We start from the raw sequence: 17,112 nt of genomic DNA, 5'->3' as shown, positions 1-17,112 counted from the left end.
TACGACGATGCTCACATTCTTAATACGACAAAGTTCTTTCTTCATATTCCCGACAAAATCATTAAATAATTGGTGATTTATTAAAGGTTTCATCGTTGACGCCAGTGATTAACTACCTGCGATTATTCAGCGCAGGTCATTATCAGCAAGTCTGATAAAAACAATGGCGGGCTGAGCAGAATGCGCGATGCCATCTTTCTAATAATAAGAGGGAAGTATAAATATGATGTCCGGTAAATACCTTTTAGCAAGTTGCGTCTTGTTGACCAGCCATATGGTGCTGGCTGAAGAATATACCTCACCAATCCGCTCGCTCAGCCTTGACTACCGGCACGAGTACCGGGTACGTGACCGAACCCATTATGATAAATTAAATATGTCGGCCGCCCTGCCTGATAATTATAATTTTGCCATCGAGACAAAATACAAAACCGGCGGTGATGACACCAAGGATAGAATGTACAGCGACCCGGTGATTAATGCTGTTGAATTAACCTTGTCGAAATCATTTACGTTCGGCAATTTTAAAATCGCGCCGTTGATTCAACCTGAATTTAACTCTGAACGTACCGAATGGAAATTTGGTTTTGTACCGTGGTATACCATTAATGAGAACTGGGCCGTCGGTGGAATGTATCGCTTTGAAATGACCGATTATGCCAACGATCCAGACTGCGGGTACAATGGCGATAAATCCTGTAGCAAAAATAAGCACCGTACCGTGAACCGTGGCGATCTTTATTTGCGTTATACCCTTGATCGTTTCTCGACGACCTACAAATTCATCTATAAACACGGTGATGAAATTTTGTGGGGTAACCAGCATTACGACTACGAGCAAGAATGGCAGTTTGACTACACGCTCGGGGATAAAAAAGAGTGGAAACCGTACGTCACCTTTGGCGACATTGGTCGCTCGTCTACGTCAACCGAACGTCAGTTCCGTCTTCGTATGGGGGTTGTTTACACTTTCAAATAATCCAATACCCCATAGCTGTGGTTTAGAGCCTATCCCATCTGGCTATGGGGGCGTTTTTTCTCATTGCTGTCGTTTGTTTTGGGGCTAGCAATCGGCCCCTTTTTTATCCGCAGTGAATCCTGTCAACGCAAAGCAGAAGCGTCACCTTCGCTGCAAAACAGAGATGTCATGCTTTGTTTCAGAGAATGCGTTTGACCGCCTCGCTATATACTTCCAAGCGTTCTCTTTTCCCAACAGAAATCACGAAGACGACAACCTTCTCGTCTATGACCTGATATACAAGACGATATCCTGAAGACCGGAGCTTAATCTTGTAACAGTCATGCATAACATGGAGTTGTTCGCTTCAATCCGGGTGACTCAAGTACTTCAGCCAGCTTCTTTTTCAACTGTTCACGTACCGTCGAGCCCAGTTTTCGCCATTCCTTTAGTGCCCGCTCGTCAAAATCCAGAAAATAAGCCATCAGAGCTCATCAAGCGTCACACGTACTGGCTTTGGATGACGAAGCCGTTCTTTCACTATCTCCATGAGCTCAGCATCTTCATCACTCAGGAGTGTCTGTTTGAACGGTGATCACAGTCCGCTTTGTGCCATAAGCGGAAGTTGAGGGCGTCCTGCATATTTGTGTAGATCAACAGCTAGCCCTTTGAGCGGGAATAAGCAGGTATAAAATCCTTTCTCCAGCCCTAACTGGCGGTGAAATATTAATAGAATGGCCTAAAATATCTGATAAAACTGCAATTTATAGCCTGTGTTCACTACCCCTTAAGGTCGGTCATGAAATCCTTTTGCTTGCCAGACATTTACCGTTCAACAAATTTAAACACCATTGGGATGTGGAAAGATAATGCTGAAATCGGGGAAATCAGAGAGGAAAACTACTACGACCCGGTAAAACTAGCTCTGGCAACAGGCATAAAGCCGCATATGCCATTTTCGATCTCGCAGCTAATTGATGAATTAAATGAGCTCATAAGGGATGATCCGCTCGCTGACATCCTGCCAGAACACGGTTTCCATTTCACCTTCTTACCACTGACTCTACCACTCTATAAGGCAAACGAGCGATTGCCCCCTAAAGTTGAGCAATTGAAAAATATCTGGGCTGGATATTATTCGAAAAAGATTGTGATCAGAAACCTTCGTTTAATCGCTTTGCCCAGCCAGTTGTTACTGGCGGGTATCCCAGATGAGCCAGCGATAACTATGCGTCAGTCATTCTGCGAGAGAATTCTGGAGTCTAAGTGGAAAGATGAGTTGCTGATGCGGCACAGCAGCAGTCCATTACCGGCGCCATTCTGGCATAGCACGATCCTGCGATACAGCGCTGCTTTTATACCCGCAACCGTGCGGGAGTTTTTTTTGGAACGTCGGGAAATTGATTACGGGGATGTCGTTGGAGAATTGACATTAGCGAGGATAAGTTATAACTGGGAAAAATTTTATCCATTAGAGATGTAATATTGGCAATGTAGCTACATGCCGGATGAAATCGATGTATTCCTCAGCTTAAACGGGCGAGCTTAGGTCAGCTCCTCGCACATAGCGGACATTAGCACAGGCTCAATGCCCAGTGTCTTTATCGCACGAGTGAACTGGGTCAACTCACCTTCCCGCTCTGGGTTATTTACCCTGAATATACTGTGTCTATCAGAGTAGAGAGAGAGCGGTACGCCATGATCATTAAGGTAACCCCGGAGGGTTTCCATGTAAGTCCGGGTTGTTTCAGCAGGAGCGAAACGCCGCGCCATCAAAGCAGAGAAATTATTAGGACGCTTTCCACGTCGGCGGGAAACCAGACCAGTAGACCCTCCATTTCTATACCGTTGCACCAGACGTTTAACCTGGCGAATAGAAATGCCAATGCGTGCCGCAGCTTGTTCCTGAGTAATATGTCGATTAATTGACTCCTGAATAATCTGAAGTCGGTCGAGTTCCTTAAGACTCATCGTAACAGTCTCTTTGATCATGAAAAATCCCCCAGAGAATTGTCTGAGGGATTTAGAATGGTTCAAAGGGGACATTTCAGCCTGGTGTTAACAATCCGCCGTCAATCCTCGCTTATCCCAAGCCTTCGAGTTATTCGCCTGACGGTTCGTTTGCCTGGGTTAATACCGGGTAACAGCGGCCTGACGCTTTACGCCTAAGCCGTGTCCCCGGTTAACCTTTTATTTCAGCATATTACGGATCACATAGTGCAAAATACCGTCGTTCTGGTAATAGGTCAGCTCCGTGGCCGTATCAATCCGGCAGCGACAGGCCAGAGTGAGCTGTTGACCATCAGGACGCGTCAGTACCACAGGGATAGTCGCTCCGGGTTTTATCTGCTGTAGCCCGGCTATATCAATGCGTTCTTCACCGGTCAGACGTAACGTTTTACGACTCTCACCGTCTGGGAACTCCAGCGGCAAAATCCCCATCCCGATAAGGTTTGAACGGTGAATACGCTCAAAGGATTCGGCAATGACCACCCGAACGCCCAATAGGCGCGGCCCCTTCGCTGCCCAGTCGCGGCTGGAACCCGAGCCATACTCTTTACCGGCAATGACCGCCAGCGGCGTTCCCTGCGCCTGGTAGCGCATCGCGGCATCGTAGATGGACATTATCTCCGTGCCCGGCAGTAAACGCGTCATTCCGCCCTCTACGCCGGGAACCATTTCATTGCGGATACGAATATTGGCAAAAGTGCCACGCATCATTACCAGGTGATTACCCCGGCGCGAGCCGTAGGAGTTAAAGTCACGGGCAGCGACGCCATTCTCCTGAAGATAGCGTCCCGCCGGGCTGTCTGGCTTGATGCTCCCTGCCGGTGAAATGTGGTCAGTGGTGACCGAGTCCCCCAGCATCGCCAGCACGCGCGCGCTGTGAATATCCTGCAACGGTTCCGGGGTTACACCCATCTCGTCAAAGAATGGGGACAAACGGATATAGGTAGAATTATCCTGCCAGTCATAGGTGTCCGTCGCCGGAACATTGATAGCCTTCCACTCCGGGGTGCCCTCAAATACGGCGGCGTACTCTTTGTGGAACATATCGGTCGAGACTTGCTGCACGGCCTGAGCGATTTCTGCGCTTCCCGGCCAGATATCGTGTAAATAAACCGGCTGACCGTTACCATCAAGCCCTAACGGATCCCGGGTCAGGTTAACGTTCATATTGCCCGCCAGCGCGTAAGCCACCACCAACGGCGGCGAGGCCAGCCAGTTGGTTTTCACCAGCGGATGGATACGCCCTTCAAAGTTACGGTTGCCTGAAAGCACTGCGCCAACGGTCAGGTCGCCTTGCTTGATGGCGCTCTCAATTGGCTCCGGTAACGGGCCGGAGTTACCGATACAGGTGGTACACCCGTAGCCGACAAGGTTAAAACCCAGTTTATCTAAGTACGGGGTTAATCCGGCATGGGCAAGATAGTCCGACACCACTTTTGAGCCGGGCGCCAGCGACGCTTTGACCCATGGTTTCGGCATCAGCCCCCGTTCGACGGCTTTTTTAGCCAGCAGGCCTGCGGCCATCAGTACGCTTGGGTTAGAGGTGTTGGTGCAAGAGGTAATGGCGGCAATCACCACCGCGCCTTCGGGCAGTGCATGTTGCTGACCGTCGAGGGTAAAGTCGATTGCCGGTTTAGCCTGCTTGACTACGTTAAGCTCAAGCTCCGTGGACGCATTGAACGCCCGGGGCACATCGCCTAAAGCCACCCGATCCTGCGGCCGCTTCGGTCCGGCGAGACTGGCTTCCACATCGGCCATGTCCAGCGATAATGTCTGACTGAAGACCGGTTCATCACCGGCGTTGCGCCACATTCCCTGCGCTTTCGCATAGGCCTCCACCAGCGCCACCTGCTCAGCGCTACGCCCACTCAGGCGCATATAGGAGAGCGTCACCTCATCGAGCGGGAAGAAGCCACAGGTTGCGCCATATTCTGGCGCCATGTTGGCGATTGTCGCACGGTCAGCCAACGGCAGATAGTCCAGACCATCACCGTAGAATTCAACGAATTTCCCGACCACGCCCAGCTTACGCAGCATCTGCGTGACGGTGAGAACAAGGTCGGTTGCGGTAATCCCTTCGCTCAGTTTCCCGGTTAACTTAAAGCCCACCACATCAGGAATAAGCATTGAGACCGGCTGCCCAAGCATCGCCGCTTCAGCTTCAATCCCGCCAACGCCCCATCCCAGTACGCCAAGACCGTTGATCATCGTGGTGTGCGAATCGGTGCCCACCAGGGTATCGGGATAGGCGACCCATTCATTGCCCTGCTGTTCGCTCCACACCGCTTTCCCCAGATACTCAAGGTTAACCTGGTGGCAAATGCCGGTGCCCGGCGGCACGACGCGGAACTGACTGAAGGCCTGTTGGCCCCAGCGCAGGAAGGTATAGCGTTCGTGATTTCGCGCCATCTCAAGGCGAACGTTATCATCAAAGGCTTCGTCATCACCGAAACGATCCACGGTGACCGAGTGATCGATTACCAGATCGACCGGTGAAAGCGGATTAACTTTATGCGTATCACCGTCAAGCCGTTTAACGGCCTCGCGCATGGCAGCAAGATCCACCACCGCTGGAACGCCGGTAAAATCCTGCATCAATACGCGCGCCGGGCGATAGGCTATTTCCCGGTCGGCATGGGCATTTTTCAGCCACCCCGCGAGCGCCTCTATATCCTCGGCGGTCACCGAGTCGCCATCTTGCCAGCGTAAGAGGTTTTCGAGCAGAACTTTCAGTGATTTTGGTAGGCGGGAGAGATCTCCCAATGTCTGAGTCGCCAGCGCAAGGCTGTAGTAATGGTAAGTTTTATTATCGACCTGGAGCGTATCCTTGCAGGTCTCTCGTAGGGTTAACGACATAGCTCCTCCTTTAATGGCGGGTACTGCAACTCTCCTTGGGGTATGTATAAAAGATAACACAACCTGCGGATACCGCCGGGAAAGGGCTCAGATTGATAAACTATGTCAATACGTTAATAACATTCGTCAGCGTCTGGAATGATTAGCAGGGGAAGGATTTATGGCATTTTAGGGGCGGGAAATGGAAGGCAAATAATAACCATGAGATTATTGTTTCTTATTCTCATCCTGATTGAACAGGTCAATAAACGCCTTTTGTTCCGGGGTTAAATCCCACTCGTCGGGAACGGTCGCTTTTTTATTTTTCACCACCGGCTTGTGTTTCTCGACAGGTTGCTGAGGCTTCGTCGGCTTGACTCGTTCAAAGGTCAACATACTCAGCCCCAAAAAGTCCATACCAGGTAGGCAACCACGACCCAAAACAACGCCGAACCCAGGAATACGCTCAACCAAGCTACACGTTTTGCGCGAGTCCCTTTATTTTCTGACGTCATTACTGCCCTCTCGAAATCGATATTACTTATCATTTTCACACCAATCAATTGTTACAACTAATCGTTAATGAGATAAATCCTAAGTAAATTTTAAGCAGAAATCCAGCGATTTTACGAATTGCCGACAGAGATTTATTTATTCTTTTGACAACCCGTGAATATTTGAAATGAGAAGTTTGCCTTACGTTAAATTTATTTCTACTTTTGGGTCATTGTTACTAACGGGAACAATAATTAATCAAGAAATTCGCACAACGCAGGGGATTTACGGAGAGATTATTTGCGGAAGATATAAGGCAAGCCGCCTCCTTTTGAGAGGCGGATAATTCATCGGAATTATTTTTCTGGCAGTTTAATATCGTTAAACATGGCTTCAATGTCTTCATTCGAACGCAACGCCACCGCCGTATCGACCACATCACGGGTCAGGTGTGGGGCAAAGCGCTGAATAAAATCATACATATAGCTACGCAGGAACGTGCTGCGGCGGAAGCCAATTTTGGTGGTGCTATGGCTGAAAATGCCCTCTGCATCCAGTTTGACCAGATCGGGATCGGAGACCGGATCGACCGCCATGCTGGCGATAACCCCAACGCCCAGCCCCAGTCGAACGTAGGTTTTAATGACGTCGGCATCGGTGGCGGTGAACACAATGCGCGGCGTGAGCCCCGCTCGGTTGAAGGCGGTGTCCAGCTCGGAACGCCCGGTGAAGCCAAAGGTATAGGTGACCAGCGGATACTGCGCCAGTTCTTCAATGGTGACGGAGGTTTTAGACGCCAGCGGGTGCTCAGGCGTCACCACGATAGAACGGTTCCAGTGGTAGCACGGCAGCATCACCAAATCGTCATACAGGTGCAGCGCTTCGGTCGCAATGGCGAAGTCGGCATTGCCTTTCGAGACCGCTTCAGCAATCTGCGTTGGCGAGCCCTGATGCATATGCAGGGAAACCCGAGGGTAACGTTCAATAAAGCCCTTAATCACCCCAGGGAGGGCGTAACGCGCCTGGGTGTGGGTGGTGGCAACGTACAAAGAGCCTTTATCTGGCCAGGTGTGCTCACCGGCGACAGATTTAATCGCATCAACTTTCGACAACACTTCACGAGCAATGCGGATAATTTCCTGACCTGCGGGCGTGACCTGCGTCAGATGCTTACCGCTACGGGCGAAAATCTGGATACCCAGCTCATCCTCCAGCATCCTGACCTGCTTACTGATGCCCGGCTGCGAGGTATACAACCCTTCAGCGGTAGAGGAGACATTAAGGTTGTGATTGACCACCTCAACGATGTAGCGAAGTTGCTGTAATTTCATGCGGTTGTATCCAGTCTGCACTCGAGAAACGGTTATAAAGACGATTTAATCATAAGAAATGCCTCTTCTATAACCACTATATCATTTATAGCAAGTGTGTATAGGTGGAAACAAAAAATAATAACGAGGTTATAAAAAAGGGCCGCTTAGCGGCCCTTTGTGAACGTTATCAACGATAGGTTATTTTTTTGCTTCAACCCATTTACCGTCAACGAAGAACGCTGACCAGCCCGTTGCTTTTCCGTCTTTTTCAGAGGAAACATACTGCTGTTTGGTTTTGCGGCTAAAGCGCACCATCGTTTTATTCCCCGCCGGATCCTGCTGTGGCGCATCGGCCAGGTAACGCAGTTTTTCCGGCAAGCGGTCGCGGAAGCGGAACAGCTCTTCGACCAGCGGCGCACGGGTTTCACGGGATTTCGGGAAGGTGTTGGCAGCAAGGAAGACCCCTGCCGCACCGTCACGCAGCACGAAATAGGCGTCAGACTTCTCGCAAGGCAGCTCTGGCAGCGGCACCGGATCTTCCTTCGGTGGCGCAACTTCGCCACTGCGTAAGATTTTACGGGTGTTTTTGCACTCGTCGTTGGTACACGCCATGTACTTACCAAAACGTCCCATTTTCAGGTGCATTTCGGAACCACATTTTTCGCATTCAACGATTGGGCCGTCATAACCCTTGATACGGAACTCGCCTTCTTCGATCTCATAACCGTCACAGGTCGGGTTATTACCACAGACGTGCAGTTTACGTTTTGGATCGATGAGATAGCTGTCCATCGCCGTGCCGCATTTCTGGCAGCGACGTTTAGCGCGCAGCGCGTTGGTTTCAGCGTCATCGCCTTCCAGCACGTTCAGCACTTCGTTTTCCGGCACCAGGTTAATAGTGGTTTTGCAGCGCTCTTTCGGCGTCAGCGCATAGCCAGAACAGCCGAGGAACACGCCGGTGCTGGCGGTACGGATGCCCATTTTGCGACCACAGGTCGGACAATCGATGCTGGTAAGTACCATCTGGTTTGGCTGCATGCCGCCCTCTTCAGGCGACTTCTCAGCGGTTTCCAGCTGCTTGGTGAAATCACCAAAGAACAGATCCAGCACCTTCTTCCATTCGGCTTCATGATTCGCCACGCGGTCGAGATGATCTTCCATCTGCGCGGTGAAATCGTAGTTCATCAGCTCGCGGAAGTTCTCTTCCAGACGATCCGTGACGATCTCGCCCATTTTTTCAGCATAGAAGCGGCGGTTCTCAGAACGCACATAGCCCCTGTCCTGAATCGTCGAGATGATCGACGCATAGGTAGAAGGACGACCAATGCCCCGTTTTTCCAGCTCTTTAACCAAAGAGGCTTCGCTAAAGCGCGCAGGCGGTTTGGTGAAGTGCTGTGCTGGCATCAGTTCAACGAGAGTCAAGCTATCACCCTGTTTAACCACCGGCAGAACCCTGTCTTCATCGCCTTTACGCAGCGCTGGCATCACCTTCGTCCAACCGTCAAAACGCAGGGTACGACCGCGCGCTTTCAGTTTGAACTCACCGGCTTTCACGGTCAGGGTGGTGGAATCGTATTGCGCTGGCGTCATCTGACAGGCGACAAATTGACGCCAGATCAGCTGATACAGTTTCTGCGCATCCGCTTCCATATCTTTTAACGACTCAGCCACCACATTCACATCGGAAGGACGAATAGCTTCGTGCGCTTCCTGAGAGTTTTCTTTGCTGGCGTACTGATTGGCATTTTCCGGCAGGTATTTCTTACCGAAGTTGTCGCCAATATAATCGCGAACCATGTTAACCGCGTCCTGACTCAGGTTAGTGGAGTCGGTACGCATGTAGGTGATGTAGCCCGCTTCATACAAACGTTGCGCCATCATCATGGTTTTCTTTACCCCGAAGCCAAGACGGGTACTGGCCGCCTGCTGCAAGGTGGAGGTAATAAATGGCGCGCCAGGTTTGCTGCTGGTTGGCTTGTCTTCGCGTTCAAGAACGCTGTAACCGGCTTTTTCCAGCACACTGACGGCGGCCATGGTTTCGTCACGATTGACCGGACGGAACGGCTTGTCAGCTTTGTGCGTAACCTGCAACGCCAGAGCGTCGCCGCCCGGCGTCGTGGTATTGGCGTTAACTTCCCAGAACTCTTCTGGAACAAACGCTTTAATTTCACGCTCACGCTCTACGACCAGACGAACAGCCACCGACTGAACGCGACCTGCGGACAAACCGCGAGCGATTTTTTTCCACAATAGTGGAGAAACCATGTACCCCACCACGCGGTCCATAAAGCGACGCGCCTGCTGAGCGTTAACACGGTCAATATTCAGTTCACCCGGCTTTTCAAAAGCCTGTTGAATCGCATTTTTGGTTATTTCGTTGAACACGACGCGGCTATAGCGCGACTCATCACCACCGATCACTTCCCGCAGGTGCCATGCAATGGCCTCCCCTTCGCGGTCAAGGTCGGTTGCGAGATAGATGTGGTCGGCTTTTTCCGCCAACTGTTTAAGTTCCGAAACAACCTTTTCTTTACCCGGCAGCACTTCGTAATGTGCCGCCCAGTCATGCCATGGGTCGATACCCATGCGGTTAACTAGCGCGCCTCGTTCATCCTTTTTAGGCTTTTTGGCCGTTTTGGTGGAGGTAGAGTCAGCGCTCTTTTTGGCAGCTGAGCCACTTGTCGGCAAATCGCGGATATGACCGACGCTGGACTTAACCACGTAGTCATTACCCAGATACTTATTGATCGTTTTGGCTTTTGCCGGGGACTCAACGATAACGAGAGCTTTACCCATAATCACCTTACCTAATTTGATTCTTCCAGGAATACATCGCACATGTTCCACATTTCACTGGCGACAAGCCTTGTATGTTGCGGCAACACCAAAGGATATCAACCCTTTACTGCCCGGCATTTGATACAAGCAGCCAGGTGGCTGAGTTTACAGACTTTTTTTCGTCAGATGTTGAAGCACGAAGAATATTTGGTCGAATGTCAAGCAAATCTGTTGCCAGATCGCCGAAAGCGTCACACTGTACCTGATAAAATTCGTTACGCAACTTTATTAGCATGCAAACACCAATCATGCCAACTCTGAGGTAAAATCATTTCCCCCGGAAAACGTCGGGAAAATTTGCCCGAAATCAACGGCCGGCGTAAACTAGCGGCGAAAATTTGAGGAGTTGAATATGTCAAATAATAGCCAACCTATCGATCGTCAGACACTGCTTGTTGAAGCAAACAAACTCATTCGTGAGCATGAGGATACTTTAGCGGGTATTGAAGCCACTGGCGTAGAACAGCGCAATGGCGTGCTGGTTTTCAGCGGTGAGTATTACCTTGATGAACAGGGCCTGCCAACGCCGAAAAGTACGGCAGTATTTAATATGTTCAAGTATCTTGCCCACCAGCTGTCTGAAAAATATCACCTGGTTGACTGAACGCGAGGCGTTTGCCTGACGGCGTGAAAAAATGCCCGGTCAACTCGCGTTGCCGGGCATTGTTATTGATGGGCGCGTTTATTACAGCAGCGGTTTTTGCCCACGCTGCCACCAGCGCATCATCAGACGGTCTGCACTTTCCGCAGCGCTACCGGTAAAACGGTCCATCATTTTCTTACGCTGCATATAGCGCACGCTAATGACATCGCGTCCTTCCATCAGCCCCAGCAGCAGTTCATCGCTGGTGCCCACTTCATCCACTAGACCTTTTTCCTGCGCCTTTAAGCCGTACCAGTGTTCACCGGTGGCAACGTCGTCAACGTCCAGCGTCGGGCGCATCTCTTTGACAAAGTCCTTAAACAGCAGATGCGTTTCATTGAGCTCTTCGCGGAACTTTTGGCGCCCTTCTTCGGTGTTCTCACCCAACAACGTCAGGGTACGTTTGTACTGCCCGGCGGTATGCAGTTCGACATCGATGTCTTTATTTTTAAGGAAACGGTTAAGGTTTGGGATCTGCGCAACAACGCCGATAGATCCGAGAATAGCAAACGGCGCGGCAACAATTTTGTTTGCCACACAGGCCATCATATAGCCGCCGCTGGCGGCAACTTTGTCCACCGCCACCGTCAGAGGGATCTGTTTATCACGGATACGCTGGAGCTGAGAGGCAGCCAGTCCGTAACCATGTACCACCCCGCCAGGGCTCTCCAGACGCACCACCACCTGATCCTGCGCTGTGGCCATCGTCAGCACGGCGGTGATCTCTTCACGCAACGAGGCAACCTCGTGGGCATCCATACTGCCTTTAAAATCGATAACCCACACGCGTGGTTTCGCAGCCGCAGCCGTTCCGCCCTGCTTCGCTTTTTCTTTCGCCGCTTTGGCTTCCTGCTTTAATTTCTTCTTCTGCGCTTTATGCCAAAGCTTTTGCTGCGGCCCATCAAGAAGGGCTACGGCTAAATCTTCCTGCATTTCTTTGTGCTGCTCGCTAAGATTGGTGATGCGCAACTCACCGCGCTGCCGTTTGCGCTGCGTCAGATTGACGATAAGTATCGCAATAACAGCAATGGCGACGACAACAGTGACGATTTTCGCCAGAAACAGACCATATTGAAAAAGTAATTCCACACATCCACCTTGTACAAAAATCACAAAATCTGTCGCTCAGTGTACAACACCAAACCCAGTACGTCTTGATTGCAGTATCAGCCCGCGAGGCGCCTTCCAGTTTACTTTTTTGCTGATGAAATCATTGCAAATTGTTAATTATCCGTTATCTCTCCTGCTCGCTGATTGAAATAGCGCGGATATTCAGGCATAAAGCCCAAACGCCCTGAAAAGTACATAAAATCTGGCGTTTCTTACGCCAACAGGAGTCACCGTGCACTATCAACCCCAACTTGACTTGTTGCAAAACCGTATCATCCTCGTGACCGGCGCCAGCGATGGTATCGGTCGCGAAGCCGCATTGACCTATTCCCGCCACGGCGCCAGCGTCATTTTACTGGGTCGCAATGACGACAAACTTCGCGCCGTCGCACAAGAAATAGACCAGGCAGGCGGCATCCCCGCACGCTGGTACACCCTGGATCTGCTCACCTGTACGCCACAGTCCTGCCAGCAGATTGCCCAGCAAATTAGCCTCCACTACCCGCGTCTGGACGGCGTTTTGCATAATGCCGGGCTATTAGGCGATATCGTACCGATGATGGAGCAGGATCCCGAGGTGTGGCAGCAGGTGATGCAGGTTAATGTCAACGGCACCTTTATGTTGACCCAAGCGCTTATACCGCTGCTGCTGAAATCCGAATCCGGATCCTTAATCTTTACCTCTTCGAGCGTTGGTCGTGAAGGCCGTGCCAACTGGGGCGCCTATGCCGTCTCGAAATTTGCCACTGAAGGCATGATGCAGGTGCTGGCGGAAGAGTTTAAGGGCCAACATTTGCGCGTAAATTGCATTAATCCAGGCGGAACGCGAACCGGCATGCGTGCCAGCGCCTTCCCCACCGAAGACCCGCAAAAACTCAAAACTCCCGCCGATATTATGCCGCTCTATTTGTGGCTTATGGGCGATGATAGCCGCCGTAAAACCGGTATGACTTTTGATGCCCAGCCCGGGCGAAAACCAGGAATTGCCCAATGAGTGATGAACGTTATCGTGAGCGCCAACAGCGTGTGAAAGAGCGCGTTGCCGCCCGCGTTGCCGCAGCCCAGGACACCCGAGGCATTGTGATTGTGTTTACCGGCAACGGGAAAGGCAAAACCACCGCCGCGTTCGGCACCGCCACCCGCGCGGTGGGGCATGGTCATAACGTCGGCGTTATTCAGTTTATTAAAGGCACCTGGCCCAACGGTGAACGAAATCTGCTGGAGCCGCTGGGCGTAGAATTTCAGGTCATGGCGACCGGTTTTACCTGGGACACGCAAAACCGTGAAAGCGACACCGAGGCGTGTCTGGCGGTGTGGGAGCACGCCAAACGCATGCTGGCAGACGAAACCCTCGATATGGTGTTACTGGATGAACTGACCTATATGGTGGCCTACGATTATTTACCACTCGAAGAGGTGTTATCCGCGCTGAAAAAACGCCCGGCGCACCAGACGGTGATTATTACCGGTCGCGGCTGCCACCGGGATATTCTTGAATACGCCGATACGGTCAGCGAGCTACGCCCGGTCAAACATGCGTTTGAAGCCGGGATCAAGGCGCAGATTGGGATCGATTACTAAGCGTTAGCCGTGCAAGCAACGCCGCGTTCAGCGGCAGGCACAAGCAGTCCTCACCTAGCGCCAGTTCGTTTTCAATCATGTTCTGGCGTGAGACAAAGCGCTTTCGATATTCGGTCGGCGTCAGTCCACAATATTTGTTAAACGCGGCTATCAGGTATTTATGTTCCTGAAAACCGCAGCTGTGGCTGATGTCGGTTATGGGTGTGCGGGTATCTTGTAGCAAAGTACGCGCTTTATTCAGCCGCACCAGCGTCAGATACTCTTTGAAATTGTGTCGACTCACCTTTTTAAACAGTCGGGAAAACCACGAATAGCTCATTCCGGTATGGCTTGCGACGTCGCTAAGGGTCAACGGCTGGTCGAAATTCTGGTTGATATAATCGATGCCTTTTTTGATCATCTCTTCTTCGCGCAGCGAATTTTCCGCACGCCGCGTCGGTTGTCCAGCAGTCACTAACGCATCCAATAAAAGGTAGATGGCCGCAATACGCTGAAACGGTGCACGGTTATCAATAATCTGCTCAAGCAATGCGGAAAGGCGCTGAAAAACGTCGCGATCGTGCGCGTTTTGCGACGCTGAGTGCGTGCGCCAGGTTAATGAAGGCGCAGGATGCAGTTCATCAAACAATCCCGGCGAAAACTGCACCGTCAGCAATTGGCTGCCCGACGCTTGCGCGTTGAGCGAATGCACCTCTTCAGCATTGATATACAGCATTTCACCCGCAGAGAGCTCCACGCGCTGTTGCCCCACCGTGAGCGAAAAACGGCCCGCCAATACCGTAATCAGTTCCGGCGCCGGATGCCAGTGAGGCTCGCAATAGCGAACCTCAGCGGCAAACACGTTCAGTTTCTCCGCATCAAAAGCAATCAGCTCGTAGCCGCTATTGTGCGTCTGGCGCCCGGCTGGCGTCGCCGGGCGGGGGTGAGTCACTGAAAAAGGAAACACGCGTCATCTCCTGTTTTAAACCATTATTGGCGTCCGGCGAGCACCGCATTAAGCTCATCGCGCTCAATGTCGAGCGCCAGGAACTCAGTCAGCGCAATCAGCAGGCCGCAGAATAGATCCGGCGCCAGACGAATCAATTTCTCACGCACCTGCTCTGGTGGCCGCTGACTTTTCGCCGCAATCAGATCAACGACGCGAGCAAATGCCTCCGGCTGCTGGATAAGCTGTTGCAAAGAATTATCATCGCGCAGCGGGACGTAACGCTGCGGGCAATCAATTTTCACTTCCGCGTTTAACGGCAGGTCGCGGGAGGAGCTGCCGACATGGAGCTGCCAGATCCCCGGCGTCACCACCCAATCTGCGAGACCGGGATGATAACAAGCCAGCTCAGCAATCGGGAGTTGCAAAGACACCCGGCGAGTTTCTCCCGCCGCCAGCGTGACTTTCGTGAACGCTTTCAGCGCGTTAACCTCTCGAATCAACTCACCTGCAGGCGCGCTGACGTACAGCTGGACAATCTCTTTACCCTCACGATGGCCGGTGTTGGTCAAATCAAACGACAAGGTGAGCGTTTCGTTCTCGCCAATACAGCTCGCTGACAGCGCCAGATTGGCATAGGCAAATTGCGTATAGCTCAGGCCAAAGCCAAACGGGAACAGCGGCGTCAGGCGACGCTTATCATAGTAGCGATAACCGACAAAGAGCCCTTCGCCATAATGATGGCGCAAGTTCTCCCCCGGATAGTTCAGCCAGGCAGGCGTCTCCTCCAGCGTATTTGGCACCGTTACCGTCAGTTTGCCGCAAGGGTTGCGTTTGCCAAACAAAATCTCTGCCACCGCGCGGCCCATGCCCTGCCCGGCAAAGAAAGTCTCCAGCAGCGCTTTACACTCCCCGAGCCACGGCATCACGACGGCGTCGCTGTTCGCCAAGACCACCACCACATTTGGCTGCACCGCAGAGACTTCACGGATCAGGCGTTCATGCACTGCCAGGATGTTGAGATCCTGACGATCGCCATTTTCGCCATCTTCACCCACGGCGGTGCTAACAAAAATCACCGCAACGTCGGCATCCTGCGCCACCGCGCGGGCCTCGGCCAGCGCCTGTTCGTCACAGTGAAGGTCGTCAGGCGCGCCCACCGCCCAGGTGACGCTGAAATCATCCCCGGCAAGATCAAAAATTTCATCCAGCGGTCGGTCAAGAAGCCACGGCACGGTCGTCGCACAGCCTGAACCCTGAATCACCGGCTCCTGTGCTGGTTTACCCAACACTGCTATCCGACGGGTAGTTTCAGGACGCAATGGCAACAGGTCATCGCTATTCTTAAGTAACACGATAGACTCAGCGGCTAAGCGCTGCGCAAGCGCATGGTGAGCCGGGAAATCAGCCTGAGTTTGCGGACGACGATGGCGCTGCACTTTATCCAGCAGTACCAGCATCCGCTCGCAGGCGCGGTCGACCACCGCCATAGGCACGTCCCCGGCTTCAATCGCGGCAAGCAACGTTTGCTTATCACGCCGCGTTTCTGGCATGGCCAGATCGTTTCCTGCCAGCAAAGAGGCGGGACGGTCTTTAATGCCATACCAATCAGACATCACCAGCCCGTCGTAACCCCACTCCTCTCTTAGCACCTGCGTCAGCAAGAAAGGATCCTGCGAGGTTTGCATACCGTTTAACCGATTATAAGAGGACATCACCGTCCACGGCTGGGATTTCTTAATCGCACGGTGGAAACCGGCTAGGTAAATTTCACGCAGCGCACGCTCTTCAATAATCGAGTCCATTTCGGTGCGGCGATACTCAGAATTATTCGCCGCAAAGTGCTTCAAACTGGCGCCGACACCTTCATCCTGCAAACCGTTAATCAGCGCCGCAGCAATATCCCCGCTCACCACGGGATCTTCGGCGTAGTATTCATAACCCCGTCCAGCCAGCGGCGTGCGACGAATATTGATCCCCGGGCCAAGCAAAATGCCCACGCCCATATGCTGACATTCACGTCCCAGCGCTTGCCCCATTTGATAGACCAGATCAATGTCCCAGCTGCAGGCAAGGCTTGAACCATTCGGGAAACAGGTCGCCGGAAGCGAGGCGCTGAATAAGGCTTCACTGCCGCCTTTCACCGCCGACTCCTCGACGCTCGCCCGATCTGCCGTCTGAGTAATGACCGAAATGAAGTCATCCATACTCCACTTCTCGCTGCCGTCAATTTGCGCACTGCTGTAGCGTACGCCGTAGGTGCCATCGGTCATGACGATATCAGCAATGCCGTGCTGCGGCAGACTGGCTGTTCGCCACAGGCCACTGCCGGTTAATAAGGCCACTTTCTCTTCGGCGTTCATCGCGCTAATGAGGCTGCTAAAATCACGATTCATATCTCGAC

14 protein-coding genes and 3 pseudogenes are annotated in these 17,112 nt (G+C 52.1%); 6 read left to right on the top strand and 11 right to left on the bottom strand.

What is annotated here, in order from left to right; genetic code table 11:
- The first annotated feature begins 223 nt into the window (after window positions 1-223).
- The gene (locus ACIPDS_RS02885; RefSeq protein ID WP_400732410.1) at window positions 224-979 is read left to right on the top strand and encodes an oligogalacturonate-specific porin KdgM family protein; all 756 of its coding nucleotides are present in this window, start codon (window positions 224-226) and stop codon (window positions 977-979) included.
- A 178-nt stretch (window positions 980-1,157) separates the two neighbouring features.
- Here the strand turns inward: ACIPDS_RS02885 and ACIPDS_RS02880 are convergent.
- Together ACIPDS_RS02880 and ACIPDS_RS02875 are read right to left on the bottom strand one after the other, a co-directional pair.
- Window positions 1,158-1,443, bottom strand: a pseudogene (locus ACIPDS_RS02880) (type II toxin-antitoxin system RelE/ParE family toxin).
- Window positions 1,443-1,550: pseudogene (locus tag ACIPDS_RS02875) on the bottom strand (type II toxin-antitoxin system RelB/DinJ family antitoxin); the annotation flags it as partial. The pseudogenes ACIPDS_RS02875 and ACIPDS_RS02880, both read right to left, overlap by 1 nt.
- Before the next feature lie 207 nt (window positions 1,551-1,757).
- Between ACIPDS_RS02875 and ACIPDS_RS02870 the strand changes: the two are divergent.
- Window positions 1,758-2,441 (top strand): hypothetical protein, encoded by a 684-nt coding sequence (locus ACIPDS_RS02870; RefSeq protein ID WP_400732408.1) that lies wholly within the window; start codon window positions 1,758-1,760, stop codon window positions 2,439-2,441.
- A 95-nt stretch (window positions 2,442-2,536) separates the two neighbouring features.
- Here the strand turns inward: ACIPDS_RS02870 and ACIPDS_RS02865 are convergent.
- Window positions 2,537-2,950 (bottom strand): annotated as a pseudogene (locus tag ACIPDS_RS02865) (helix-turn-helix domain-containing protein); the annotation flags it as partial.
- Window positions 2,951-2,986: 36 nt separating this feature from the next.
- Here ACIPDS_RS02865 and ACIPDS_RS02860 point away from each other — a divergent pair.
- A complete protein-coding gene (locus tag ACIPDS_RS02860; protein ID WP_400732405.1) occupies window positions 2,987-3,127 on the top strand; it encodes a hypothetical protein in 141 nt (46 codons plus the stop codon).
- 21 nt (window positions 3,128-3,148) lie between these two features.
- Here ACIPDS_RS02860 and acnA read toward each other — a convergent pair whose 3' ends face one another.
- From acnA to topA, 5 genes are all read right to left on the bottom strand, one after another.
- Entirely contained in the window at window positions 3,149-5,824 is a 2,676-nt protein-coding gene (gene acnA / locus ACIPDS_RS02855) for an aconitate hydratase AcnA (RefSeq protein ID WP_400732402.1), read from the bottom strand.
- Window positions 5,825-6,031: 207 nt separating this feature from the next.
- Window positions 6,032-6,199: a hypothetical protein gene (locus ACIPDS_RS02850; RefSeq protein WP_400732400.1), complete on the bottom strand. Its 168-nt coding sequence runs from the start codon at window positions 6,197-6,199 to the stop codon at window positions 6,032-6,034.
- 2 nt (window positions 6,200-6,201) lie between these two features.
- Window positions 6,202-6,318, bottom strand: coding sequence for a YmiA family putative membrane protein (locus ACIPDS_RS02845; protein WP_400732398.1), 117 nt, complete (start codon window positions 6,316-6,318; stop codon window positions 6,202-6,204).
- Window positions 6,319-6,654: 336 nt separating this feature from the next.
- Window positions 6,655-7,629 (bottom strand): HTH-type transcriptional regulator CysB, encoded by a 975-nt coding sequence (cysB, locus tag ACIPDS_RS02840; RefSeq protein WP_062774627.1) that lies wholly within the window; start codon window positions 7,627-7,629, stop codon window positions 6,655-6,657.
- Window positions 7,630-7,809: 180 nt separating this feature from the next.
- Window positions 7,810-10,407, bottom strand: a complete 2,598-nt coding sequence (gene topA, locus ACIPDS_RS02835; RefSeq protein ID WP_166514056.1) for a type I DNA topoisomerase — start codon at window positions 10,405-10,407, stop codon at window positions 7,810-7,812.
- Window positions 10,408-10,801: 394 nt separating this feature from the next.
- Between topA and ACIPDS_RS02830 the strand changes: the two genes are divergently transcribed.
- Complete coding sequence (locus ACIPDS_RS02830; protein WP_400732395.1) at window positions 10,802-11,053, top strand: YciN family protein; 252 nt, start codon at window positions 10,802-10,804, stop codon at window positions 11,051-11,053.
- Between the two features lie 81 nt (window positions 11,054-11,134).
- Here ACIPDS_RS02830 and sohB read toward each other — a convergent pair whose 3' ends face one another.
- Window positions 11,135-12,181, bottom strand: a complete 1,047-nt coding sequence (gene sohB, locus ACIPDS_RS02825) for a protease SohB (protein ID WP_400732393.1) — start codon at window positions 12,179-12,181, stop codon at window positions 11,135-11,137.
- A gap of 253 nt (window positions 12,182-12,434) precedes the next feature.
- On the opposite strand from sohB, the gene ACIPDS_RS02820 reads away from it, so the two are divergent.
- Window positions 12,435-13,196 carry a YciK family oxidoreductase gene (locus tag ACIPDS_RS02820; RefSeq protein ID WP_400732391.1) on the top strand — a complete coding sequence of 254 codons (762 nt, stop codon included), beginning with the start codon at window positions 12,435-12,437 and terminating at the stop codon, window positions 13,194-13,196.
- Window positions 13,193-13,783 (top strand): cob(I)yrinic acid a,c-diamide adenosyltransferase, encoded by a 591-nt coding sequence (gene cobO / locus ACIPDS_RS02815; RefSeq protein ID WP_400732389.1) that lies wholly within the window; start codon window positions 13,193-13,195, stop codon window positions 13,781-13,783. The genes ACIPDS_RS02820 and cobO overlap by 4 nt, the downstream gene beginning before the upstream one ends.
- On the opposite strand, the gene ACIPDS_RS02810 is transcribed toward cobO, so the two are convergent.
- Together ACIPDS_RS02810 and ACIPDS_RS02805 are read right to left on the bottom strand one after the other, a co-directional pair.
- Complete coding sequence (locus ACIPDS_RS02810) at window positions 13,755-14,729, bottom strand: helix-turn-helix domain-containing protein (protein WP_400732387.1); 975 nt, start codon at window positions 14,727-14,729, stop codon at window positions 13,755-13,757. The genes cobO and ACIPDS_RS02810 overlap by 29 nt on opposite strands.
- 23 nt (window positions 14,730-14,752) lie before the next feature.
- Window positions 14,753-17,104, bottom strand: coding sequence for a glycoside hydrolase family 3 C-terminal domain-containing protein (locus ACIPDS_RS02805; protein WP_400732385.1), 2,352 nt, complete (start codon window positions 17,102-17,104; stop codon window positions 14,753-14,755).
- Window positions 17,105-17,112 lie beyond the last annotated feature (8 nt).

It is taken from the genome of Kluyvera sp. NPDC087067 (assembly GCF_044745165.1).
GTDB lineage: Bacteria > Pseudomonadota > Gammaproteobacteria > Enterobacterales > Enterobacteriaceae > Kluyvera.
Note: the sequence above shows the minus strand (reverse complement) of the source record. Positions and strands in the feature narration are given on the sequence as shown.

Excerpts from the sequence above, each read along its gene's own strand:
- ACIPDS_RS02885 (WP_400732410.1), top strand. The coding sequence starts at position 224 with ATGATGTCCGGTAAATACCTTTTAGCAAGTTGCGTCTTGTTGACCAGC.
- ACIPDS_RS02870 (WP_400732408.1), top strand. The coding sequence starts at position 1,758 with ATGAAATCCTTTTGCTTGCCAGACATTTACCGTTCAACAAATTTAAAC.
- ACIPDS_RS02860 (WP_400732405.1), top strand. The coding sequence starts at position 2,987 with ATGGTTCAAAGGGGACATTTCAGCCTGGTGTTAACAATCCGCCGTCAA.
- acnA (WP_400732402.1), bottom strand. The coding sequence starts at position 5,824 with ATGTCGTTAACCCTACGAGAGACCTGCAAGGATACGCTCCAGGTCGAT.
- ACIPDS_RS02850 (WP_400732400.1), bottom strand. The coding sequence starts at position 6,199 with ATGTTGACCTTTGAACGAGTCAAGCCGACGAAGCCTCAGCAACCTGTC.
- ACIPDS_RS02845 (WP_400732398.1), bottom strand. The coding sequence starts at position 6,318 with ATGACGTCAGAAAATAAAGGGACTCGCGCAAAACGTGTAGCTTGGTTG.
- cysB (WP_062774627.1), bottom strand. The coding sequence starts at position 7,629 with ATGAAATTACAGCAACTTCGCTACATCGTTGAGGTGGTCAATCACAAC.
- topA (WP_166514056.1), bottom strand. The coding sequence starts at position 10,407 with ATGGGTAAAGCTCTCGTTATCGTTGAGTCCCCGGCAAAAGCCAAAACG.
- ACIPDS_RS02830 (WP_400732395.1), top strand. The coding sequence starts at position 10,802 with ATGTCAAATAATAGCCAACCTATCGATCGTCAGACACTGCTTGTTGAA.
- cobO (WP_400732389.1), top strand. The coding sequence starts at position 13,193 with ATGAGTGATGAACGTTATCGTGAGCGCCAACAGCGTGTGAAAGAGCGC.
- ACIPDS_RS02805 (WP_400732385.1), bottom strand. The coding sequence starts at position 17,104 with ATGAATCGTGATTTTAGCAGCCTCATTAGCGCGATGAACGCCGAAGAG.